The 23,025-nt window shown below is 70.6% G+C and carries 16 protein-coding genes; 7 read left to right on the top strand and 9 right to left on the bottom strand.

Translation table 11 applies throughout. The features are described 5' to 3' along the window. Positions 1-88: 88 nt before the first annotated feature. A complete protein-coding gene (locus DEU38_RS13910) occupies positions 89-664 on the top strand; it encodes a transglycosylase family protein (protein WP_114721993.1) in 576 nt (191 codons plus the stop codon). 81 nt (positions 665-745) lie between these two features. Here the strand turns inward: DEU38_RS13910 and DEU38_RS13905 are convergent, their stop codons facing one another. Next, complete coding sequence (locus DEU38_RS13905) at positions 746-3,673, bottom strand: UPF0182 family protein (RefSeq protein ID WP_258557889.1); 2,928 nt, start codon at positions 3,671-3,673, stop codon at positions 746-748. Positions 3,674-3,901: 228 nt separating this feature from the next. Between DEU38_RS13905 and DEU38_RS13900 the strand changes: the two genes are divergently transcribed. Further along, positions 3,902-4,486, top strand: coding sequence for a PPA1309 family protein (locus tag DEU38_RS13900; RefSeq protein ID WP_258557888.1), 585 nt, complete (start codon positions 3,902-3,904; stop codon positions 4,484-4,486). Between the two features lie 94 nt (positions 4,487-4,580). Here DEU38_RS13900 and DEU38_RS13895 read toward each other — a convergent pair whose 3' ends face one another. Then, a complete protein-coding gene (locus DEU38_RS13895) occupies positions 4,581-5,624 on the bottom strand; it encodes a PDZ domain-containing protein (protein ID WP_181818773.1) in 1,044 nt (347 codons plus the stop codon). A gap of 112 nt (positions 5,625-5,736) precedes the next feature. Here DEU38_RS13895 and DEU38_RS13890 point away from each other — a divergent pair, with 112 nt between their 5' ends. Further along, positions 5,737-7,176: a zinc-dependent metalloprotease gene (locus tag DEU38_RS13890; RefSeq protein ID WP_114721990.1), complete on the top strand. Its 1,440-nt coding sequence runs from the start codon at positions 5,737-5,739 to the stop codon at positions 7,174-7,176. Here DEU38_RS13890 and DEU38_RS13885 read toward each other — a convergent pair. Next, positions 7,173-7,775 (bottom strand): M48 family metallopeptidase, encoded by a 603-nt coding sequence (locus DEU38_RS13885; RefSeq protein WP_258557881.1) that lies wholly within the window; start codon positions 7,773-7,775, stop codon positions 7,173-7,175. The two genes, DEU38_RS13890 and DEU38_RS13885, sit on opposite strands and share 4 nt — an antisense overlap. Before the next feature lie 158 nt (positions 7,776-7,933). On the opposite strand from DEU38_RS13885, the gene DEU38_RS13880 reads away from it, so the two are divergent. Next, positions 7,934-8,827 carry a hypothetical protein gene (locus DEU38_RS13880; RefSeq protein WP_114721988.1) on the top strand — a complete coding sequence of 298 codons (894 nt, stop codon included), beginning with the start codon at positions 7,934-7,936 and terminating at the stop codon, positions 8,825-8,827. Between the two features lie 7 nt (positions 8,828-8,834). Then, on the top strand, positions 8,835-10,196 hold the full coding sequence (locus DEU38_RS13875) for an AarF/ABC1/UbiB kinase family protein (RefSeq protein WP_114721987.1): 1,362 nt from the start codon (positions 8,835-8,837) through the stop codon (positions 10,194-10,196). Positions 10,197-10,282: 86 nt separating this feature from the next. Here the strand turns inward: DEU38_RS13875 and DEU38_RS13870 are convergent, their stop codons facing one another. Continuing rightward, positions 10,283-10,618: a WhiB family transcriptional regulator gene (locus DEU38_RS13870; RefSeq protein ID WP_397484712.1), complete on the bottom strand. Its 336-nt coding sequence runs from the start codon at positions 10,616-10,618 to the stop codon at positions 10,283-10,285. Positions 10,619-11,123: 505 nt separating this feature from the next. Next, positions 11,124-13,286, bottom strand: a complete 2,163-nt coding sequence (locus DEU38_RS13865) for an ATP-dependent DNA helicase UvrD2 (protein WP_181818772.1) — start codon at positions 13,284-13,286, stop codon at positions 11,124-11,126. 125 nt (positions 13,287-13,411) lie between these two features. Between DEU38_RS13865 and DEU38_RS13860 the strand changes: the two genes are divergently transcribed. Next, on the top strand, positions 13,412-13,636 hold the full coding sequence (locus DEU38_RS13860; RefSeq protein WP_114721985.1) for a mycoredoxin: 225 nt from the start codon (positions 13,412-13,414) through the stop codon (positions 13,634-13,636). Here the strand turns inward: DEU38_RS13860 and nudC are convergent. Continuing rightward, a complete protein-coding gene (nudC, locus tag DEU38_RS13855; RefSeq protein WP_397484711.1) occupies positions 13,633-14,598 on the bottom strand; it encodes an NAD(+) diphosphatase in 966 nt (321 codons plus the stop codon). The two genes, DEU38_RS13860 and nudC, sit on opposite strands and share 4 nt — an antisense overlap. A 13-nt stretch (positions 14,599-14,611) precedes the next feature. Further along, a complete protein-coding gene (locus DEU38_RS13850) occupies positions 14,612-15,679 on the bottom strand; it encodes a TrkA family potassium uptake protein (protein WP_114721983.1) in 1,068 nt (355 codons plus the stop codon). Positions 15,680-15,863: 184 nt separating this feature from the next. Between DEU38_RS13850 and DEU38_RS13845 the strand changes: the two genes are divergently transcribed. Further along, positions 15,864-16,259 carry a MauE/DoxX family redox-associated membrane protein gene (locus DEU38_RS13845; protein ID WP_114722017.1) on the top strand — a complete coding sequence of 132 codons (396 nt, stop codon included), beginning with the start codon at positions 15,864-15,866 and terminating at the stop codon, positions 16,257-16,259. Between the two features lie 12 nt (positions 16,260-16,271). On the opposite strand, the gene DEU38_RS13840 is transcribed toward DEU38_RS13845, so the two are convergent. Together DEU38_RS13840 and DEU38_RS13835 are read right to left on the bottom strand one after the other, a co-directional pair. Further along, positions 16,272-19,682: an ATP-dependent helicase gene (locus tag DEU38_RS13840; RefSeq protein ID WP_397484710.1), complete on the bottom strand. Its 3,411-nt coding sequence runs from the start codon at positions 19,680-19,682 to the stop codon at positions 16,272-16,274. Continuing rightward, complete coding sequence (locus DEU38_RS13835; RefSeq protein ID WP_114721981.1) at positions 19,679-23,005, bottom strand: ATP-dependent DNA helicase; 3,327 nt, start codon at positions 23,003-23,005, stop codon at positions 19,679-19,681. Before DEU38_RS13835 ends, DEU38_RS13840 begins: the two co-directional genes overlap by 4 nt. Between the last annotated feature and the right edge of the window lie 20 nt (positions 23,006-23,025).

Raw genomic sequence — 23,025 nt, 5'->3', positions numbered from 1 at the left:
GGCAGGGACGCGAAAGATCGCACGCCCGGGAAGACGACCACGTCGCCCGCAGGCCGCTCGCGTCGGCGCAGGAGAGGATCCACCCCGCATGACCAACGTCAGCTTCAGTAAGCGCGCCCTCGGCTGGGCCGCGATGACCGGCGCCCTCGTCGCCGTCCCGTTCGGCCTGTCGACCGGCACCGCCTCCGCCGCCACCCACAACTGGGACGGCGTCGCGCAGTGCGAGAGCGGCGGCAACTGGGCCATCCACACCGGCAACGGCTACTCCGGCGGCCTGCAGTTCTCGCAGAGCACCTGGACCGCCAACGGCGGCACCGGCTCACCGCACAACGCGTCCAAGGAAGAGCAGATCCGCGTCGCCGAGAACACCCTCGCCTCGCAGGGCCCCGGCGCCTGGCCCACCTGCGGCCAGTACCTGACCGAGGCCGCCCCCGAGCCCGCTCCGGCACCCGCACCCGCACCGATCGCCGAGCCCGTCCCAGCCCCCGCCGTCGTCGGCCAGGTGCCCGCGGAGTGGCGCGTCGCCGCCGCCGGATACGTGGACCAGGCCCTGCAGGTCGCCGGCGACACCGCCGCCCAGCACGGCTACGCCGACCAGTTCCAGCAGCTCCTCGATCAGCACGGCAGCACCATCGCCGACGTGAAGGCCGCGCTCACCAACTAGGCCCGCAAGCTGAAGGGACCCTTCGCGCGCTCGCAGCGCACGAAGGGTCCCTTCAGCTCGTCTCGGGTCGGGATCTACCGATCAGCGACTGGCCGTCTGGTAGTCCTGAACAGCCTTCTGCAGCCGGTCGAGCGCGTCACCGTAGGCCTTGAAGTCGCCGCCCTGCTGCGCAGTCTGCAGATTCTTCAGCGCCGCATCCAGTTCCGCGACCGCGGCCTCCTTGTTCGGGGCCTGGCCGCCCTGCGGCGGTGCCGGCGTCGGCGTGGTCGGGGCAGTCTGCCCGTTCTGTTCCGGCTGGGACGGACCCTGTTCGCCGCTCGGCGCCGTGGCCACGTTCCCGGTCCCGGAGCCGAACACCTGATCCAGGGCCTCCGCCAGCGTCGGCGCGTAGCCGACCCGGATGCCCGTCGTGTCGGTGAAACTGACCAGGACGCGCGCCAACTGCGGGAAGGCATTGGCCGAGTTGCGCTGCGTGTACAGCGGTTCGACGTACAGGATGCCGCCGTCCGCGATCGGCAGCGTCAGCAGGTTGCCGTAGATGAGCTTGTTGGACTGCTTGAGCAACGACAGTTCGCTCGCCACTCGCGGATCCGACGTCATCGCCGACTGCGCCTGCTGTGGGCCCTGTGTCTGGGTGTTCGTCGGCAACTGCAACACCCGGAACTTGCCGTAGTTCTCCGGGTCCGACTGCACCGAGATATAGGCGGACAGCAACTCACGCTGGTAGCCCACCATCGGGCTGGTCAGCACGAACTGCGGCTTCGCGGTATCCGGGTTGCCGGACAGCACGTAGTACGGCGGCTGGTTCTTGTCGGTATCCACCGTCGGATCACTGGGCACCGACCAGAACGCGTTGTTACTGAAGAACTCGCCCGGATCGTCCACGTGGTACTTCGCGAGCATCTCGCGCTGGACCTTGAACAGATCCTCGGGGTAGCGGAAGTGCGCACGCAGGTCGTCGGTGACCGCGGACTTGGGCTGCACCGAGTCCGGGAACACCCCCATCCACGCCTTGAGCACCGGGTCCTGGTCGTCCACCTGGTACAGCGTGACGGTGCCGTCGTACGCGTCGACGGTCGCCTTCACCGAGTTCCGGATGTACGAGACCTCCTTCTTCGGCAGCATCCGTCCCGTTGCCTGGTTGGTGCTGTCCTGCACCAATCCCTCGAGCGACGAACGCTGCGCGTACGGGTAGTTGTCGAGCGTGGTGTACCCGTCGACGATCCACTGCATGCGCCCGTTCACCACGGCCGGGTACACGGTGCCGTCCGTGGTGAGCCACGGCGCCACCTTGTTGACGCGCTCCGCCGGGTCGCGGTTGTAGATGATCTTCGAATCCGACCCGATGGCACCGGAGAACAGGATGTTGCGCTCGGTGTACTTGGCAGCGAAGGCAAGCCGGTTGAACCAGTTACCGATCCCGACGCCGCCCTCACCGGTGTAGGTGTACTTCTGCGAGTCGGTGTCGTATTCGCGCGGCGCGCTGCCGGGCGCGCCACCGACGATCGCGTAGTCCGCATCCGACGACGCGATGACCGGGCCGTAGTAGGTGCGCGGGTTCTCGACCTCGAGCGCCGGGTCCGCCGGCTTGGTCTCCAGGTCGCTGACGCTGTAGATCGGGTAGCCGCCGGTGTTGTTCTGGGTGTCGCCGCTGACCGCCGTCACCTGGTTGGCGTAGGCCGCGACGAAGCCGTTGCCGTGCGTGTAGACGGTGTGCTTGTTGATCCAGTCCGTCTGGTTGCCCTGCAGGCTCGACGGGGACAGCTCACGCGCCGCGACCACGAAGTCACGCAGCTCACCGTTCATCTCGTAGCGGTCGATGTTGAGGGACTTCGGGAATCCGTAGAAGTTCTTCAACTGCTGCTGCGCGGTGAACGTGGGCGAGAGGACGTTGGGGTCGAGCAGACGCGTGTTCGCGATCGTCGTGACGTCCGCCGGCACGTCCTTGGGCTGCTTCTTCGTCGAGCCCGGGTAGGGCACGTATTCGACGGTCTCGTCGGTGATCCCGTACGCCTGCCGGGTGGCCGCGATGTTCCGTTCGATGTACGCGCGTTCCTTGTCGGCCGCGTTCGGCTTGACCGAGAACTGCTCGACGATCAGCGGGTACACCGCACCGACCAGGATCGACGAGAACACCAGCAACACCACTGCCATCGCCGGGATGCGCAGGTCGCGCAGGAAGATCGCCGCGAAGAACGCGATGGCACAGATGATCGCGATCGCCATCAGGATCAGTTTGGCCGGCAGGACCGCGTTGATGTCGGTGTAACCGGCACCGGTGAACGTGGGCTCCTTACGACTACTGGAGAGCAGCGCGTACCGGTCGAACCAGTACGACACCGCTTTGAGCAGCACGAAGGTGCCCGCGATGACCGCCAACTGCACCCGCGCCGACCGCGTCAGCGCGCCCTGACGGCCGCTGAGCCGCAGCCCGCCGAAGATGTAGTGCGTCACCAGGCTCGCGAAGAACGCGATGACCACCGCAACGAACAACCAGTTCAGGACGAACTGGTAGAACGGCAGGTCGAACGCGTAGAAGCCGATGTCCTTGCCGAACTGCGGGTCGGTGATCCCGAACGGGGAGCCGTTGAAGAACATCTGCACGGTCGACCAGCTCGCCTGCCCGACCAGACCCGCGAACAGGCCGATCACGACCGGAATGCCGATCCCGAACAGCTTCTGGCGGGTCATCACCGCAGTGCGGTACCGCGCCACGGGATCGTTCGCGCCCGGCGAGGGCAGGAACATCGGCCGGGACCGGTAGGCCAGCAGCAACGCCAGCCACACGATCGCGCCGACGACCAGCCCGACGATCAGGAACAACGCGATCCGGGTGATCAGTACCTTGCTGAACACAGTCCGGAAGTCGACCTCACCGAACCACAGCCAGTCGGTATAGATGTCGATGAATCGAGGGCCGACCAGCAACAGTGCTGCGGCGACCAACGCCAGAACCAGCAGCACACGTGTGCGTTTCGACAACGAAGGTAAACCGGCGGGGGGCCGCATGCCCACTTGCCACTCTCCCAACAATCCGGCGACGCCTTCGCGCCGCAGCCAATGGCACCGTCCAGCGTCACCTGGGAGTGACCGTTTCGTCCCACTCTACGTAACCGACCGGCCATGTCGCGCCAGCGACCGAGCCGCGCCTCCGTTACGCCATGGTGCAAGGATAAGGACGTGATCGATAGCGATGGCGGGTTCTACGGGGATCACTTCCCCGGGAACGGCGCGAATGTGAGCCTGTCCAGCGAGTCTTTGAGCCGATGTGTGCAGGAAGTGGTGGAGTTCGTCGACGCCGGCGGCTGGGGTCAGCCGCCCACGATGTTCGCTATCGTCCCCACCGCACTGGTCGCCGCGGCCGAGCCCGCGCTGCTCGATCAGCTCGCCGACGGCGCCGAACTGACGCCCATCGAGCAGGCCGCCCTGCCCGACGACGTCGAAGGCGGCTCCCCCGCACTCGACGAGTTCCTCGCCACGACCAGCTGGCCGTCGGAGGTGGTCGGCTGCGCCCTCGTGCAGGAGATCATCGTCCTACCGCCCGACGCCGAGTCCGACCTCGACGATGCGCTCACGCCGCTACTCGCCGACCGGCACGCCGCCGACGCGGCCGCGCGGGCAGCCGCCGAATCCCATCCGGAGCGCCGCGAGGCCCGGCTGATCGCCGCTGTCCTGCGCGACGGTCCGTCGCTGGCGCTGCTCCAGATGCGCCCGGACGAGGACAGCGACCCGTACGAGGGCATCGAGCTGCTCACCTACGACAACCTGGCACCGAACCTGGTCGGCGCGCTGTACGCGACGCTCGACGCCACCGAGGATTAACGAGGATCAACGAGGATTAACGAGGATCAACGAGGATCGAGCGGCCTGAACGGGCTGGACAGTCCAGGCCGCCCGAGCCGCGCCGCCGGGCCACTCAGCAGCTCGGGGCGGTGCCGCCGGTGTTGATCGCGGCGAGGGCGTCGATGGCACCGCTCAGGGTCTCGACCTTCACCAGCGTCAGCCCGTCCGGCTTGTTCGCGAGAGCCTCGTCGCAGTTCTTGGCGGGGACCAGGAACGTCGTCGCGCCCGCCTCCTCGGCCGCGGTCAGCTTGTACGGGATGCCGCCGATCGGTCCCACGTCGCCGTCGGGGTCGATCGTGCCGGTACCGGCGACGAACTTGCCGCCGTTGAGTTCGCCGGGGCTGAGCTTGTCGACGACGGCGAGGCTGAACATCAGACCGGCCGAGGGGCCACCGATGTCGGCGAGGTTGAAGTCGATCGTGAACGGCACGTTCGGCACCTCCTTGGCACCGACGCCGAGATAGCCGCGGTTCGAGTCCTCGGCGGAAGCTCCGTCGGCCTGCGGCTTGGACCCGAGCGTGACCGGCGTCGTGGTCTCCACTCCGTCGCGCACGTACGTGATGTCGACGGTGGTTCCGGGCCTGGCGGCGCCGACCGCGTCCTGCAGTCCCTGCACGGTGTCGACCGGGGTAGCGCCGACGCGCAGCACCACGTCGCCCTCACGCAGCACTCCGGCGGCCGGCCCGTTCGGGCCGACCGTCCCGATCTCCACCGCGACCGGCAGGTTCAGGTACCGCAGCGCCGCCAGTTCGGCGGCGTTCTCGGAGTTGGCGAACTGCGCGGCGTTCTCCTCCTGCACCTCGTCCTTCGACTTCTGCGGCGGGTACACCTCCTCGCGCGGCACCAGCCCCTGACGTCCGCTCGCCCACAGGCCGAGCGCGTCGAACAACGTGAGCTTGTCGCGCACCGCGACCGTCGTCATGTTGAGGTTTCCGCTGGTGGGGTCCACCGCGGTGCCCTCGATGTCGACCACCGGTTCGTCGTCCACCTCGCCGAGCGTGTTGAACGTCGGGCCGGGACCGAGCGCGACGAACGGCACCTTCACCGTCGTCCCGAGGACTCCCAGCGCCACGACCGGGGTCAACGCTGCCAGCAGGGTTACGATCCGTCGGTTCACCAGGCCCAGGATAGAGCGCCTGCGGTGACGACCCTCGGAACCCTCGGCGGTGTTCGCCGTGAGCGTGATCTCCGTACGGGCCATGCGCGGTCGCGCCTTGTACCGTTGAACTATGAGCGATCTGCCCTTTGGCTTCTCCAACTCCGACGACGACCCGGACCACAAGAAGGATCCGACGGGCCGCGAACAAGGCGGGGGTCAGGGTGGACCGGGTGGGATGCCGTTCGGCTTCGATCCGAGCGCCTTCGGCGCCGCCGGCGGACCCGGCGGTGGTGGTTTCGATCCGGCCGCGCTCGGCCAGATGCTCAGCCAGTTCGGCCAGATGCTCAGCGGCATGGGCAGCGCGATGGGCACCGGCCAGACCGGTCCCGTCAACTACGACATCGCGAAGAACCTCGCGCGCCAGCAGATGGGCACGATCACCCCCATCACGGAGGGCACCGCGTCGGCCGTCGCCGACGCCTCCCGCCTCGCCGAGCTCTGGCTGGACGGCGCCACGACGCTGCCGGCCGGCGCCACCCGGACCGTCGCATGGACGCCCAACGACTGGCTCGACGGCACCCTCGACACGTGGAAGCGCCTGTGCGACCCCGTCGCCGAGCAGGTCTCCGGCATGTGGGTCCAGGGCCTGCCCGAGGAAGCCCGCAACATGATCGGCCCGATGGCCGGGATGCTCACCCAGATGGGCGGACTCACGTTCGGCTCGCAGCTCGGTCAGGCACTGGGCCAGCTGTCGAAGGAGGTTCTCACCTCCACCGACATCGGGTTGCCCCTCGGCCCCGCAGGGACCGGCGCGCTGCTGCCCGCCGCGATCGAGGCGTTCAGCGAGGGTCTCGAGCAGCCGCACCGCGAGGTGCTCGTCTTCATCGCCGCCCGCGAGGCCGCCTACCAGCGCCTCTACGCGCACGTGCCGTGGCTGCGGCAGCGTCTGCTCGCCACCGTCGAGGACTACGCGCGCGGCATCAAGATGGACTTCTCCGCGATCGAGGAGGCCGCACAGGGCCTCGACCCGTCCGCGCTGACCGACCCGTCGCAGATCGAGAAGATCCTGCAGCAGGGCGCCTTCGAGCCGCAGACCACGCCCGAGCAGAAGCAGGCACTCGAACGTCTCGAGACGCTGCTCGCGCTGGTTGAGGGCTGGGTGGAGACCGTCGTCACCGAGGCTCTCGGGGAACGGCTCCCCGGCGTCGCCGCCCTCACCGAGACCCTGCGCCGTCGCCGCGCCACCGGCGGGCCGGCCGAGCAGACGTTCGCAACCCTGGTCGGACTCGAACTGCGGCCCCGCAAGGTGCGCGAGGCCGCGCAGCTGTGGCGTCGACTCACTGCCGACACCGGCGTCGACGCCCGCGACGGCGTGTGGGCGCACCCGGACCTGTTGCCCGATTCCTCGGACCTCGACAACCCCGCCGCGTTCGTCGACCGGATCCTCGGCGGCGACTCGGGCACCTTCCACGACCCTATCGCGCAGCTCGAGCAGATCGAGGCCCGTGAGCGGGAAGAGAAGAACCGTGAGAGCGGCACCGGCACCACCGATACCGAGGGCGACTCCTAACCTGTAGGGCTCGCGATGTCGTCGGCGGCTGCGCAGTCGTCGACGACGTCCACCAGACCCGGCTGCCGGGTGACGACGGCGTACGCCTCCAGGTAGCCCATCGCGCGCTCCGTACGCGGGTAGCGGCGCACCTCGCTCCAGAACCGGTCGTTGTGCCCGCCCGCCACGTACAGGTGTACCAGTTCGTGGACCAGCACATAGTCCAGGACGTACGACGGCACCGTCCGCAGCAACTCGCTGACCCGGATGGTGCCGTCGGTGGGCGTGCACGACGCCCACCGGGTCTTCATCGACGGCACCCAGCGCACCGAGACCGGGGCCGCGGCGCCGCCCAGCCACCGCGCGGACAGCCGGGCGCACCGCTCGGTCAGCTCGACGTCGCTGCGTTCGGCCCGCGCCGCGGCACGGCGGTCGGCGCGCTCGAGCTTTCCGAGCATCTCCGCGACCAGGTCGGCCTCGGCCCTCTTCGACAGCCCGGTCGGCATCAGCACGACCACCTTGTCGCCCTCGCGGCGCGCGCTCACCGTCCGTCGTCGGCGGGCGCTGCGCCGGATCTCGACCTCCGGCAGGTCGCCGTCGATACTCGCTGGCCCAGTCACGGGGCACCACGCTAGCGGCCCGCTCCGACACCGCCGTCGGCGCATTTCGGACGAATCCGCGCCGGCACCCGAAACCCCACGTCAACCTGCGTGCAGACCTGTGGACAACGCGTCCCGTGCGGGTGTTCGGCGGGCCCGGAGGTGAGATCGTCCCCCACATGACACGCGTATCCGTCGCGCGCACCAGCCGACCCGCACTCGATCCGCGGCTGCCCATCGTGATCCGTCCCAGCGGCCGCATCCAGATCGGCTGGGACCCCGACACCGCGCTGATCCTCACCCCACCCGAATCGGTCGAGCCGTCGGCGCTCGTCGCCGTGCTCCACCTGCTCGACGGCCGCACCTCCCGCCCCAACGTCGTGTGGCGCGCCGTCGAGCACGGCATCACGCCCACCGACATGTCGATGCTGCTCGCAGAGCTCGACGACGCCGGGCTGCTCCGGGCCTCGGTCCCCCGCGAGGACGCGCCCCCGGCCATCCGCGTCCACGGGCGCGGCCCGCTCGCGGACACGATCGCCACCGGCCTGGGGTCGGGCCGGGCCCGGGTGTCCCGATCCAGCCACTTCACCGCCGACACCGACGTCACGCGGTGGAACTGCACGTGTGTGGTCCTCACCGACGATCTCATCGCCGACCCGCGCCTGGTGGAGGCGCTCCTCGACGCCCGCATCCCGCACCTGCAGGTGCGGCTGCGCGACGGCCGGGGCGTGGTGGGGCCGCTGGTCCTGCCGGGCAGCACCAGCTGCCTGCGGTGCGCCGACCTCACCCGCTGCGCCGCCGACGAGGAATGGCCGCACGTGGCGGCGCAACTGCTGGGCCGGGTCGGGCACGCGAGCCCGGCAACCGTCATGGCCACCGCCGCCGTCGCCCTCGGGCAGCTGGAGCTCGCGCTGTCGGGCGCGTCCCACCCGGTGCCCGCGAGCCTCGACGCGACCCTGGAGATCGACCTGGTCAGCCACCGATTCTCGGTCCGGCCGTGGCCACGGAACCCACGGTGTGGATGCTCACGTTCGGCAATGTTCTTGGACGAACCCCCGAATCTTCGGCCATGATGGTCTGGTGCCCGACATTCCCCGCAGAAGCTCCGCCCGCACCGCCAAGCTCGCGAGCATTCCGCTGGGTATCGCCGGACGGGCCGCGATGGGCTTCGGCCGAAGGCTCGCCGGAGGCGACAAGGACGAGATCGACGCGCAGCTGACCGCGAAGGCCGCCGAGCAGCTGTTCACGGTGCTCGGCGAGCTCAAGGGCGGCGCGATGAAGCTCGGGCAGGCGCTCAGCGTGATGGAGGCCGCGATCCCCGAGGAGTTCGCGGAGCCGTACCGCGAGGCACTCACCAAGCTGCAGGCCGAGGCGCCCCCGCTGCCCGCGAAGCAGGTGCACCGGGTGCTGGACCAGCAACTGGGCACCAAGTGGCGCGAGCGGTTCGCCGAGTTCGACGACACCCCCACCGCGTCCGCCAGCATCGGCCAGGTCCACCGCGCCGTGTGGTCGGACGGTCGCGAGGTGGCGGTCAAGGTCCAGTACCCGGGTGCCGACGAGGCCCTGCGCGCCGACCTGAAGACGCTGTCCCGGTTCGCGGGCCTGTTCACCTCGGTGATGCCGGGTACCGACATCAAGCCGGTCCTCGACGAGCTCAGCGCCCGCACCGAGGAGGAACTGGACTACCGCATCGAGGCCGACAACCAGCGCGCGTTCGCGAAGGTGTTCGACGGCGACCCGAAGTTCGTGGTGCCGCACGTGGTGGCCAGCGCGCCGAAGGTGGTCGTCACCGAGTGGATGGCCGCGACCCCGCTGTCGGCGATCATCAGCAGCGGCACCACCGAGCAGCGCAACACCGCGGGCGCGCTGCTCGCGGAGTTCCACTTCGTCTCCCCCGCCCGCGTCGGACTGCTGCACTGCGATCCGCACCCCGGCAACTTCATGCTGCACGACGACGGACGTCTCGGGATCATCGACTTCGGCGCCACCGCGCCGATGCCGGAAGGGCTGCCGCCGGTGCTGGGCCGGATGGTGCGCCTGTCACTGAACGAGCAGTTCGACGAACTCACGGAACTGTTGCGCGACAACGGTTTCGTGCTACCCGGACGCACCGTCACCGATCAGGAGATCGCCGACTACCTGCGCCCGTTCACCGACCCGATCCGCACCGAGTCGTTCCACTTCACCCGCGCCTGGCTGCAGAAGGCCGCCGGAACCGCGACGGACTTCTCGAGTGCACAGTTCCGCACCGCCCGGGCGCTCAACCTGCCGGCCGAGTACGTGATGATCTTCCGGGTGCTACTCGGCTCCGTCGGCATCTGCGCACAGCTGGACGCCTACGCGCCGTACATGGCGATCCTCACCCGATGGCTGCCCGGGTTCACCGACGATCCTGGAAACGCCCCTGTCGACGATCTCACCGAGAGCCTCGACGGCGCATAGGCCCCGATACCCGAGACTGCTGCGCCTCCGACCGTGCCCGTGGGCATCCATCTCCGGATGCCCACGGGCACGGTCGTTGCTCGCTGTCAGGCACACACCAGGGTCTTCCCGGGCGTCGGGCTCTTCCGTGGCCGACCTCGTGGCCTCTTGCGTGCGATGACGACTCCCTGATCGAAGATCTCACCGCCCCAGACACCCCACGGCTCGGCACGGTCGAGCGCCGCGCTCAGACACCGGCTGCGGATCGGGCACTGCGCGCACAGCGACTTGGCCTGCTCCAGGTCGGCGGGTGTCTCGGCGAACCACAGGTCGGGGTTCCCGACTCGGCAGGGCAACTGCTCCCGGAGTGCCGAGCCGACGACTGACAATCCGTTCGAAACGGTGCTGTTCTCGGTCTGTACTCGGCATGTCACGGTAGACACGTCTTCTCCTCTGTTTCGTTCGCGTATTTCGTTCGCGGCTGGTGCCGGCTGTCGGGGTTTCGCGAACCGCGGGCGAAGGCCTGGAGCGATGAAGCTCGAAACACGAAGGCCACGGTTCGCTGTGCGATCCGTGGCCTCGGGAGGAAGGGCGGGAGTGCCTACCGAATGAGAGTTCGGTGCCTGCTCCTGGACACGGATGCGGGGGCTGCTGCTGCACGTGCTGCTGCGCGGATCTCTGCTGCGCGCAGACGGATTGCGTGCGGTGCGCTCGCCGCGTACCTCGCGGCGGCCTCTTCGGCTGCGGGGAGGTATGCGCATGCGAATGCGGGCACCGATGCACGTGCCGCAGTTGCGTTCCAGTCGTTCATCGTTGCCACCTCCCTTTCATCTCGTTGCCGACATTGTCACCGCACACGAGTCTCCCCGTGGCGTGCAGTCCAGAGTATGCAACCCGAACAGACCACACAAGTTATTTTTGACCTGCGGTTTTACCGCGACGTAGCCGTCATGTCAGATCCAGCGCCGGCGCCGGGCGCTCGCCGCGGACCACCGCGAGGACCTCCTCGCCGAACCGTTCGAGCTTCTTGGCCCCGATCCCAGGGATCGCGACGAGGGCCTGATCGTCCTTCGGCTGCTGCTCGGCGATCGCCGTCAGCGTGTTGTCGCTGAACACCACGTACGCGGGAACCTTCAGCTCGCGCGACTTCTCCCGGCGCCAGTCCTTGAGCGCCTCGAACAGCTCGAAGTCCAGGTTCGACGGGCACGCCTCGCAGCGTCCCAGCATGGTGGACGCGGTCCCCATCAGCTGCTTGCCGCACACCCGGCAGCGTGGACGCTGCTTGCGGGACGGCGGCGGGGCGGCGACCTTCGACGCCGGCGAGTCGTCCGGGATCAGTCCGTGCAGGAACCGCGAGCGCCGGCGCGACTTGCGCCCGCCCTCGTTGCGGGCCAGCGCCCACGACAGCGCCAGATGCTCCCGCGGTCGCGTCACACCCACGTAGAGCAGGCGCCGCTCCTCCTCGACCCCGGCCTCGTCGTCGGGCGACTTGGAGTCGCCGAGGACGTGCGCGATCGGCAGGGTGCCCTCGGTGAGCCCGACCAGGAACACCGCGTCCCATTCGAGGCCCTTCGCGGCGTGCAGCGAGGCCAACGTCACGCCCTGCACGACCGGTGGGTGCCGGGACTCGGCGCGCGCCGCGAGCTCGGTCAGCAGCCCACCGAGCGTGAGCTGCGGGTCGTGCGCGAGCTGTTCCTCGGTGAGCGCCACCAGCGCGGTGAGCGATCCCCACCGCTCCCGCGCCTGCACACCGGCGGGTTCCTCGTCGGTGAGACCCAACGGGACGAGCACCGCCCGCACCAGGGTCACCAGCGACTCGCCGGAGTCGGCGCCGTCGGGGAGGTCGTCGCGGCCCGCCACCTGACGGAGCGCGTTGATGGCCTGCCGTACCTCCTGGCGGGTGAAGAATCCTTCGCCGCCGCGCACCTGGTACGGGATCCCGAGTTCGGTGAGCGCCTGCTCGTGGACCTCCGACTGCGCGTTGATCCGGTACAGCACCGCGATCTCCGCCGGCTCGACACCCTTGTCGATGAGCTTCTTGATCTGCCGTGCCACCGCGGCGGCCTCGGCGGGCTCGTCGTCGTACTCGGCGAACGTGGGCTCCGGCCCCGACGGCCGCTGCCCGATCAGTTGGAGCCGGGTTCCGGCGATGCGTCCGCGCGCGGCGCCGATGACCCCGTTGGCGAGCGCGACGACCTCCGGCGTGGACCGGTAGTCCCGTTCGAGGCGGACGACGGTGGCGTCCGGGAACCGACGCGAGAAGTCCAGCAGGTACTTCGGGGTGGCGCCGGTGAAGGAGTAGATGGTCTGGTTCGCGTCACCGACGACGGTGAGGTCGTCACGGTCGCCGAGCCACGCGTCGAGCACGCGCTGCTGCAGCGGTGTCACGTCCTGGTACTCGTCGACGACGAAGCAGCGGTATCGGTCCCGGAACTCCTGCGCGACCGCGGAGTGCTCCTCGAGCGCGGCGGCGGTGTGCAGCAGCAGGTCGTCGAAGTCGAGCAGCATGCCGTCGTAGTTGCGGGCCTTGAGTTCCTCGTAGCCGGTGTAGACCGCGGCGACCTTGGCGGCGTCGGCCGGAATGTCGCGTCGGGCACGCGCGGCGGCCGCCGCGTAATCCTCGGGTGCCACCAACGAGCCCTTGGCCCACTCGATCTCGCTCGCGAGGTCGCGGATCGATTCGGTGCTGGTGGACAGTCCCGCCCGGCTCGCGGCCTGCCCGACGATCTGGAACTTGCGGTCCAGGAGCTGCCAGTCGGTGTCGCCGATCACCTGCGGCCAGAAGTACTTGAGCTGGCGCAGGGCAGCGGCATGGAACGTGCGGGCCTGCACCTGCGGGCCCCCGCCCCCGATGCCGAGGGCGCGCAGGCGTCCGCGCATCTCCCCGGCCGCACGCGCAGTGAACGTCACCGCCAGTACCTGCCCCGCCGACACGTGCCCGCCCGCGACGAGATGCGCGATCCGCCGCGTGATGGTCCGGGTCTTGCCGGTGCCGGCTCCCGCGAGGACGCAGACCGGGCCGCGCGGCGCGAGGACCGCGGCCGACTGCTGCGGATCCAGACCCTCGTCGGGCCGAGTTTCCGGGAAGGCATCCGCTGACATGCCGTCCATACTCTCAGGGCGCACCGACAGGGGCCGATCTCACCCGCTCGGATGTGACGTGCGCCCGCACGGGAACAGTCCGAACCGACCGTGGTGTTATAGGCGCCGTGACTACCGAAGCTCCCGCCCTGACCATGTACTCGACCACCTGGTGTGGATACTGCCGTCGCCTCAAGAAGCAGCTCGACGAGAACGGCATCTCGTACACCGAGATCGACATCGAGCACGATCCCGCGTCCGCCGACTTCGTCGGCAGCGTCAACGGCGGCAACCACGTCGTCCCCACCGTCAAGTACGCGGACGGCAGCACCGACACCAACCCGTCGCTCTCGCAGGTCAAGAAGGCCCTCGGGCTCTAGTCGGCTTTCGCCCAGGACTCGACCATCACCCGGGCGATCGAGATCGACCCGGGCAGCAGCAGTTCGGCATCGGACGCCTCGCGGGCACCGGATGCCCAGTCGCCCGCACCGAGCGCGGCCCGGACCTGGTCGCGGGTGAACCAGTGGGCCTCGGCGATCTCGCCGTCCGCGAATGTCAACGCGGCGGCGGGGTCGCCGACGGCCGCGAAACCGATCATCACCGACCGAGGGAACGGCCAGGGCTGGCTGCCCAGGTAGCGGACGTCGTGAACCTCGACGCCGACTTCTTCGCGGATCTCGCGGATCACGCACGTCTCGAGCGACTCCCCGGCCTCGACGAACCCTGCCAGGACCGAGAACATCCGCGGCGGCCAGCTGGGCTGGCGTGCCAGCAGCACCCGGTCCGCGCCGTCGTGGACGAGGCAGATCACGGCGGGATCGGTCCGCGGGAACTCCTCGTGCCCGGTGCTGCTGCTGATCCGCGACCATCCCGACATCGTCGGGATGGTCGGTGCGCCGTCGATGGCACTGAATCCGGCGTGGTCGTGCCAGTTCAGCAACGCGACAGCGGTGGTGGCCAGGCCGGCACTGGAATGGTCGAGACGGTGCCCGAGCATCCGCAGATCCCCCAGCTCACCGGTCATCGCCGGAACGCGGACCGCCCACACGTGGCGGTCACCGCGCAGTCCCAGGAACACTGCACCCGCGACCGGTTCCGCCGCCAGTGAGGTCGCCGGTTCCAGGACCATGTCGCCGTCGGCCACCCGGAACTGGCCGCGGTGGTTCACCCGCAGCAGCAACGCATCCGCCCAGTCGGCACGCAAAGCGTCGGTGTCCGAACGCAATTCCTCGGCTCGGTCGACGGCCGCGCGGGACAGCAGGGGTGTTTCGGTCAGTGTGAAGTCGGGCACGGCAACGACCCTACTGCGGTGCCCCGCGAGCAACCCGCATCCGACCCGCATCCGACCCGGACGATCAGTTGGCGACGCGCCGGATGTAGAGCAGAAGGTCGTCGGCCTCGACGGCGTCCACCTCGGGCGAACCGACCCGCAGCAGGCGGCCGTCGCGCACCACGCCGAGCACGATGTCCGACAGGTGCCGCGGCGAGCCGCCGACCTCCTCGGGCTCGACCTCGCGCTCGGCGATCGCGAACCCGGCCTCGGGCGTGAGCAGGTCCTCGACCATTTCCACGACACTCGGGGTGGTGCGGGCGATACCGAGCAACCGGCCGGCCGTCTCCGACGAGACCACCACCGAGTCGGCACCGGACTGGCGCAGCAGGTGGGCGTTGTCGGTCTCGCGGATGGCCGCGACGATCTTCGCCTTCGGCGCCAACTCGCGGGCGGTGAGCGTGACGAGCACCGCGGTGTCGTCGCGGTTCGCGGCCACGATGATCGACGCGGCGTTCTGCACCCCGGCGAGCCGCAGGACGTCCGACTTGGTGGCGGAGCCGTGCACGGTCACCAGCCCGAGACCGGCGGCGGTGTCCAGGACGGCCTGATCGGTGTCGACGACCACGATGTCCGACGGCACGATGCCGTCACCGAGCATCGCGTCGATGGCGGTGCGGCCCTTGGTGCCGAATCCGACGACGACGGTGTGGTTGCGCACGCGATGCCTCCAACGCTGAATCTTGAATGTCTGGCGGGAACTCTCGGTGAGCGCCGAGAGGGTGGTACCGACCAGCACGATGAGGAAGAAGATCCGGAGCGGCGTGATGACCAGGACGTTGATCAGTCGCGCTTCCGGGGTGATCGGGGTGATGTCGCCGTATCCCGTGGTGGACAGGGACACCGTCGCGTAGTAGATGCAGTCCAGCAGCGACAGGGGGTTTTCCTGCGCGTCCTTGTAGCCGTCCCGGTCGATGTAGACCACCACCACCGCGAGCGCCAGCGCTGCGAGGGCGTACGAGACGCGGCGCGCGATGGCCCGGGCCGGACTGGTCTGCATCTCCGGCACCTTGAGGACGCCGACGAGTGCAAAGTCCGGCCGATCCGTCAGCGTGTCCGAGTTCCGGAAACGCGCACTCAACCTACCGGGCATCCACTCGTTCCTATCGCCTTCTGGGTGTCGAACATCGGATCGCAGCCTAGCCGCGGTTGCCGGGATTGCGGAATGCCAGCCAAAAACACAGCAAAACCCAGCAAAACACACCAGAACCCGGCAGAACTCGACCAATCCCGAACGTGCGGTGGCGGGTCGGCGCCCGGTCGGGCAGGGTGTCGGTATGCCGTCGAACCGGGACCGTTCGGGTCAAGCCCCCGCCATCCGCCTGGCCGCGCTCCTGTTCGGCTCGGGGATCCTCCATTTCGCGAAGCCCCAGCCGTTCGACGCGATCGTGCCCGCCGCGCTGCCGGGCCGGGCGCGCACCTACACCTACGTCTCCGGCGTGGCCGAACTCGCGACCGCCGCCGCGCTCGCGGTGCCGCGGACGCGCCGACTCGGCGGCGCACTCGCCGCCGCCCTGTTCGTCGCGGTGTTCCCCGCGAACGTGCAGATGGCCGTCAGCTGGCTGCGGTCGGACCGTGTCTCGGCGCCCGCGAAGGCCGCCGCGGTGGCCCGGCTCGCCCTGCAGATCCCGCTGGTCACGCAGGCGCTGAAGGCCCGCCGCAACGCCCGGTGATCGGGCGGGCTCTCACTGTTCGAGTTCCTTCTCCGCGCCCGCCGTCCTGATCAGCCGCGCCAGTTCGTCGGCGTCGGGCAGGTTCTCCGGTGCGATGGTTCGCCCCGTGCGCACGTAGTGGAACGCTGCCCGCACCTTGTCGAGCGGCAGGTCGGCCGGGCGGCCCGTGACCTGCGCCTGTCGCGCCGCCATCAGTTCCGCCCAGGCCAGCCGGTAGGCCGCGAGCTGCATCACGACGGCCTTCTCGTTCGCGGCCGACGGCTCCGCACCGGTCTTCCAGTCGATGACGGTCCAGCCGCCGTCCGGGTCGGCGAACACCGCGTCGATGCGGCCGCGCAGCACCGTCCCGGCGACCGACGTCTCGAACGGCACCTCCACCTCGACGGGGTTCCGGTCGGCCCACGGCGACCGCAGGAACGCGTCCTGCAGCAGCGCCAGTTCCGTCTCGGTACCCACCCCGGTGTCGGCGGCGCCGGGCAGCTCGTCGAAGTCGAGGAGCCGCGTGGCTCCGAACCGCTGTTCCACCCACGCGTGGAACGCGGTTCCGCGCCGTGCCAACGGGTTCGGCGGGAACGGCAGCGGCCGACGTAGCCGCGCGGCCAGCTCGTCCGGGTCCGCCGCGAGATCCACGAGCTGGCTCACCGACAGCTGTGCGGGCAGCTCGACGTCCGCCGTGCCCGACACCCGCGCGTTGCGCTCGGCGAGCAGCGCGTCCACGTCGGCGGCCCAGTTGTCGGGGTCGTCGAGTGGATCGGGCGCCGACTCGGACTCCGCCGGTCCGGGCTTGTCGAGATCCGCGAGGGCCTCGCGCACCGAGTCGGCACCGCGCTCGACGTCGGCGCGTCGCCGGCCCAGTGGGTCCCGCGGCCACATCGCGGTCCGAGGCGTGGCGGTCAGCGGGTTCTCGCTGCCGTCGTCGGGGGCGGGGGCCCACACGTCGATCACGCCGAGCGACTTGCCCGGCGCGCTCGCGGCCGCGGACACGAGTTCCTCGAGCTCGAGCAGGAACGGCGAGGGCCCCTTCGGTTCGGAGCCGGTCTCGGTCCAATGGTGCCCGGACACGAACAGCGCCCGCTCGGTGCGGGTGAGCGCGACATAGAACAGGCGGCGGTCCTCGTCGAGCCGCCGCGTGCCCAGTGCCTTCTTGTGGCCGGTGATCGCGTCCTCGAGGTCCTTGCGGTTGTACAGGTCCTCGAGTCCGAGAACCGGTACCCCGTCGGCGGATTCACCGTCGAAGGCGCGGTCGCCGCGCAGCGCCGGCGGCAGCTCGGCCACCGAGCCGAGCCACGTGGCCGACGCCTGCGTGGACGGGAACACGCCCGCGGTGAGGTGCGGCACGGCCACCACCTCCCACTCGAGCCCCTTCGCGGAGTGCACCGTGAGGATCTGCACGCGGTCCGGCGCCACCTCGATCTCGCCGGGAGCGAGCCCGTTCTCGACGTGTTCGGCGGCGGCCAGGAACGACAGCAGACCGGTCAGCGTCGCCGACGTGCGGTTCGCGTAGCCGGACACGACGTCGGCGAACGCGTCGAGGTGCTCGCGGCCGGCGCCGCCCACCTCCGACGACCGGGTCCGGGCCTGCGCCTCGATCCCGATGCCGATCACCCGTTCCACCTCGGCGACCAGTTCGGTGAGGGGCTGGCCGAGCCGCTCGCGCAGCGACGCCAACTCGGCCGCGACCGCGCAGATCCGCACGTAGCCGACCTCCGAGTACCGGCCGGCGGGGCCGGGATCGGCGAGGGCGTCGGCCAGTCCCGCCTGCTCGGCCTGCTCCCCCGGCAGCGCGCTGCCGAGGGCCTCGTCCAGGGCGGCGCTGTCGGTGACGGCCCCCGCGGCCCCGAAACCGGTGCGGATGCCCAGTTCGCCGGCCCGCTTCCACAGCGCCCGCAGGTCGGCGGCGCCGATCTGCCAGCGCGCGCCGGTGAGGACGCGCACCGCGGCACTTCCGGCCATCGGGTCGGCCACGAGCCGCAGCATCGCCACGACGTCCGCGACCTCCGGGGTGTGCAGCAGACCACCAAGGCCCACCACCTCCACCGCCAGTCCGCGGGCCCGCAGTTCCTCCGCGATCGGTGCGGCGTCGGCGTTGCGGCGCACCAGGACAGCCGCGGTGGGCGGCTTCCCTCCGTCCGCCCGGGCCGCCTCGTACTGCTCGGCGATGCGGTCGGCCACCCACGACCGTTCCGTCTCGACCGTGTCGAGCAGCGCGAGGCGCACATCGCCGGGTACCGCGCCCGGGCGGGCGCGCAGCATGCTGACCTCGACACCCCTGTCGCGCAACGGATCCGACACCATGTTCGCGAGCGTGAGCGCCTCCGGCGGGTTGCGCCAGCTCGTGAGCAGCTCGAGCTTGGGTGCCGGGGTACCGTCGGCGAGGGGGAAGTCGGTGGCGAACCGCGGCAGGTTGGCGGCGGAGGCACCGCGCCAACCGTAGATGGACTGCATCGGGTCGCCCACCGCGGTGAGCGCCAGACCGGCGTCCTCGCCGCCGCCGAACAGCGACGACAGCAGCACCCGCTGCGCGTGGCCGGTGTCCTGGTACTCGTCGAGCAGCACCACTCGGAAGCGGTCACGCTCGCTGCGCCCCACCTCGGGGTGCTCGGACGCGACCCGCGCCGCGAGCGACATCTGGCTGCCGAAGTCCAGCGCGCCCTCGCGGCGCAGCGTGTCCGCGAGCCGCCGCACCAGCGGCAGCAGGTCGAGGCGCTGGTGCTGCACCTCGAGGATGTCGAGCAGCGTCTTCGACGGTCCCCCACGCTGTTTCGGACCGGCCGGCAGCGTGTGGATCAGCTTGTCGAGTTCGGTGTGTGCCTCCCGCAGATCGTCCGGTTCGACGAGGTGCTCGGCCAACTGGCCCGACAGCGCCAGCACCGACTCGGTGATGGACGCCGGGTTGCGGTCGGTGTCGAGGTCGCCGTCCCACGCGCTCACCACCCGGTACGCCAGCTGCCACAGCTCGGTCTCCGACAGCAGCGTCGCGGACGGTTCGATCGGCAGCAGCAGGCCGTGCTCGGACAGCAGCCGTCCGGCATACGAGTGGTACGTGCTGACCTCGGGTTCGCTGCCCAGGATCCGGGACCGCAGACCGCCGCTGGGGTCGAGGTCACGGACCAGCGTGGAGCCGGCGAGCTTCGCGAGCCGCTGCCGGATCCGGCTGGTGAGCTGCTGTGCGGCCTTGCGGGTGAACGTCAGACCCAGCACCTGCTCGGGCTCGACCAGACCGTTGGCGACCAGCCACACCACCCGGGCCGCCATGGTCTCCGTCTTCCCCGCACCGGCCCCGGCGACCACCAGGGTGGGACCGAGCGGCGCCTCGATGACGGCGGCCTGCTCGTCGGTGGGCGGGAACTGTCCGAGCGCCTCCGCGAGCACGGCGGGGCTGACGCGGCGCCCGTTCTCCGGTGCACTTGCTGCCGTACTCACTCCGACGTCACCTGCCGTCCCTCGTCGTGCGCCGGGCAGCTCGAGAGCACCGGGCAATGCCTGCAACTGTCGTTGATCCGCGCCAGGAACGTGGGCCCGCGCGTGGCCGCGGCGGCTGCGTGGATCGTGTTCTCCCACAACGCGAGCCCCTCGTCGTCCAGCGGCTCCTGGACGCGCTGGGTGGCACCTTCCTTCTTGTGCGGCTTCGCGACGAACACCAGACGTGCGCCGCCCGGCCGTGACGCCGGTTCGCCCTCGACCGCGCCGTGAGCGGCCGCCACCTGGTACGCCGCGAGCTGCGCGTGCTGCTGCGCCTGGTCCTTCGTGACCGCGGCCTTCGCGGTCTTGACGTCGATGATCACCGGGCGGCCGTCGGGGTCACGCTCGAGCCGGTCGATGCGCCCGCGAATCCGCACCTGTGGGTCGCCCTCGACCCGCGGCTCGAGCACCCCGTCCACCGCGACCTCGACGCCAACCTCGGTGAGCTCGGAACGCGTACTGCGCAACCAGTTCGCGAAGGCGTCGAGCATGCCCCGGGTGCGTTCGAGCTCCCGCCGCGAATACCACTGCGAACCGAGGTCCACCGAGTCCCAGGCCGATTCCAGGGCACGATCCACCTGGTCCGGCGGGATGTGCCCGGCGAGCGCCTGCACCAACGTGTGGACGAGCGTGCCGGCGATCGCGTGCGTGGTGTCGCCGTCGCTGCCGCCGTGCCGCTCCAGCATCCAGCGCAGCGGACAGTTGTTGAGCAGCTCGATCGTGGACGGCGACAACGGCACGGGCCCGTCCTCCGGATCCCACAGTCCGGCATCCGAACTCGGGTCCGCGGTGCCGTACCACTGGTCCGGGTGCGCCCCGCGGACCCCGGCCTGCGCGAGCCGCGCGAGTTGGTGCGCCGCCCGCCGCTGCCGCTGCGGGTCGGTCTCGGCGATGTCGGGATCGCACACGACGCTGCGCAGTTCCGCCACGAGCGCCGGCAGCGCGAGAACACGCGGGGTGTCCTGCGCGACGGGCGGCACGTCCGCGTCGTCGTCGTTCTCGTCGCCGCGGAGCAGATCGTCGACGAAGCGGGAGCGGACCAGGTCGGCGTCCCCACTCGACGAGTCCACCGCCGTCACCAGCAGCGAACTGCGCGCGCGGCTGCACGCCACCAGGAACAGGCGACGTTCCTCCGCCAGCAACGGTGCGGTTCGCGAGAGCGTCCTGTCGATCTCCCCCACACCGCTGGTGAGGTCGATCAACTCCTCCGTGCCGAGCAGCGTGCCCCGGGCACCGAGGCTGGGCCACAGCCCCTCCTGTACACCGACGACCGCGACCACCTGCCACTGCCGACCCGCCGCGGAGTGCGCGCTGAGAACGGTCACGGTCTCCTGTTCCGCGACGGCCCGCGACCGCGGCGAGCCGGGAATCGCCTGCTCCACCAGGTAGTCCACGAACCCCGACAGCTGCGCCCGCGGCAGCCGGTCGACGTAGTTGGCGGCCGCGTCGAACAGTGCGACCACCGCGTCGAGATCACGGTCGGCCTGCGCGCCGATGGGTCCGCCGAACGCCGACGCCGCGGCCCAGCGGCGCTCGAGCCCCGTCGCCTGCCATGCCGCCCACAGCACTTCCTCGATGCCACGGCCGCGCTGCAGCGGCACCCGGGCACGGCGCAGCACCTTCAATACCCTTCGCAGGGACAGCGATTCGACGTCGGTGAGCCCTCGGAGCAGGTGCGCGACACCCTCCGCGTCGGGACCGTCGACGATGATCTGCCGCAACAGCTCCGCCGAGTCCCGGTCGCCACCCGACGCGAGTTCCACGCGCCGCAGTCCGCGGCGCAGGCGCCGCAGGCTCACCGGCTCGGCACCGCCGATGGGGCCGGTCAGCAGGGCCAGCGCGTCCTCGCCGGTGAACTCGCCGCCGACCAGTGCGCGCATCACCGACAGCAGCCCGGCCACACCGTGCTGGCGGGCCAGCGGCAGCTCGCTGGCCGCGGTCGTCACGGGCACCCCGGCGGCGAGCAGCGCACGCCGCAGCGGCGGCAGCACCCGGGGCACCGAGCGCGCGATGATCGCCATCTGCGACCACGGCACTCCGTCCACGAGGTGTGCCCGGCGCAGGGTGTCCGCGACGAGCGCCGCCTCCTTGGCCGGCGTGGTCAGCACCCGCACCACGACCCGGCCGGGTGCCTCGTCGTATTCGGGGCCGGCCGCGGGCACACTCGCCCCGCGATGCGGCGGATTGCCGGGCAGGCGCGCGGCGACCCGCGCGGACACGGCCGCGACCGCGGGCGCCGCGCGGAAGTTGACGTCGAGGACGACCTGCGCCGGATCGCCGCGGTCCGCGAGTTCGGTGAGGAACCGCGGGTCGGCGCCGCGGAAGGCGAAGATCGACTGGTCCGGATCGCCCACCACCGCGGTCATCGCGGTTCCGGTGCCGATGAGCCGCACCAACTGCGCGGCCTGCGGGTCCAGGTGATGCGCGTCGTCGACCAGCAGGTGCCGCACCCGCACCCGTTCCCGCTGCAGCAGATCGCGGTCGGTCGCGAACGCGGTGAGGGCCGCGCTGATCAGTTCGGCGGCGTCGAGGGCGGGTGCGGTGGCCTCGGGCGCCTCCATGCCCACCGCACCGCGCAGCAGCATGCTCTGCTCGTAGTGCATCGCGAACCGCCCGGCGGCCACCCACTCGGGCTTCGCATGCGCCCGGCCCAGCTCGATGAGGTCCTCCGGGCCCAGCCCCCGCTCGTTGGCCCGCAGCATCAGGTTCCGCAGCTCCACCGCGAAACCCGTCATGCCGAGCGCGGGCCGCAGCCGCTCCGGCCACATGTCGCCGCCGTCGGTGATGTCACCGCGCAGCAACTCGCGCAGCACCGCGTCCTGCTCGGCTCCGGTGATGAGCCGGGGCGGCGGGTTGCCGTGCGCCGCGGCCTGCAGTCGCAGCACCGCGAACGCGTACGAGTGCACCGTCCGCACCAGCGGTTCCCGCGTCGCGCGCGGGCCGGCATCCGTGCCGGTCTCCGCTTCCGCCGCGAGCAGCCCGGCGGTGATCTGCTCGCGGACCGCGGTGGCGGCGCGCCGCGACTGCGTCAGCACCAGCACCGATTCCGGGTCGGCGCCGGCCGCGATCCGGGCCACCGCGGCGTCCACGATCAGCGACGTCTTCCCGGTGCCCGGCCCGCCCAGGATCTGCCACGGGTGCCACCCGCGCCCGGGCGGCGCGCCGGTCAGCACCCGCGCCGCGTCGGGCCCCCACGTCCGGACCGCCGGCGCCGTGGCCGAGCGGCCGACGAGCCGCGCGGCCGGGGCCGCCGACTGTCGGGTGCGGGTGCCCGGTTCGGTCATGAAAGGAATCTCACCAGACG

The organism is Rhodococcus sp. AG1013, assembly GCF_003350365.1.
GTDB lineage: Bacteria > Actinomycetota > Actinomycetes > Mycobacteriales > Mycobacteriaceae > Prescottella.
This window is presented reverse-complemented; position numbering and strand designations above follow the sequence as displayed.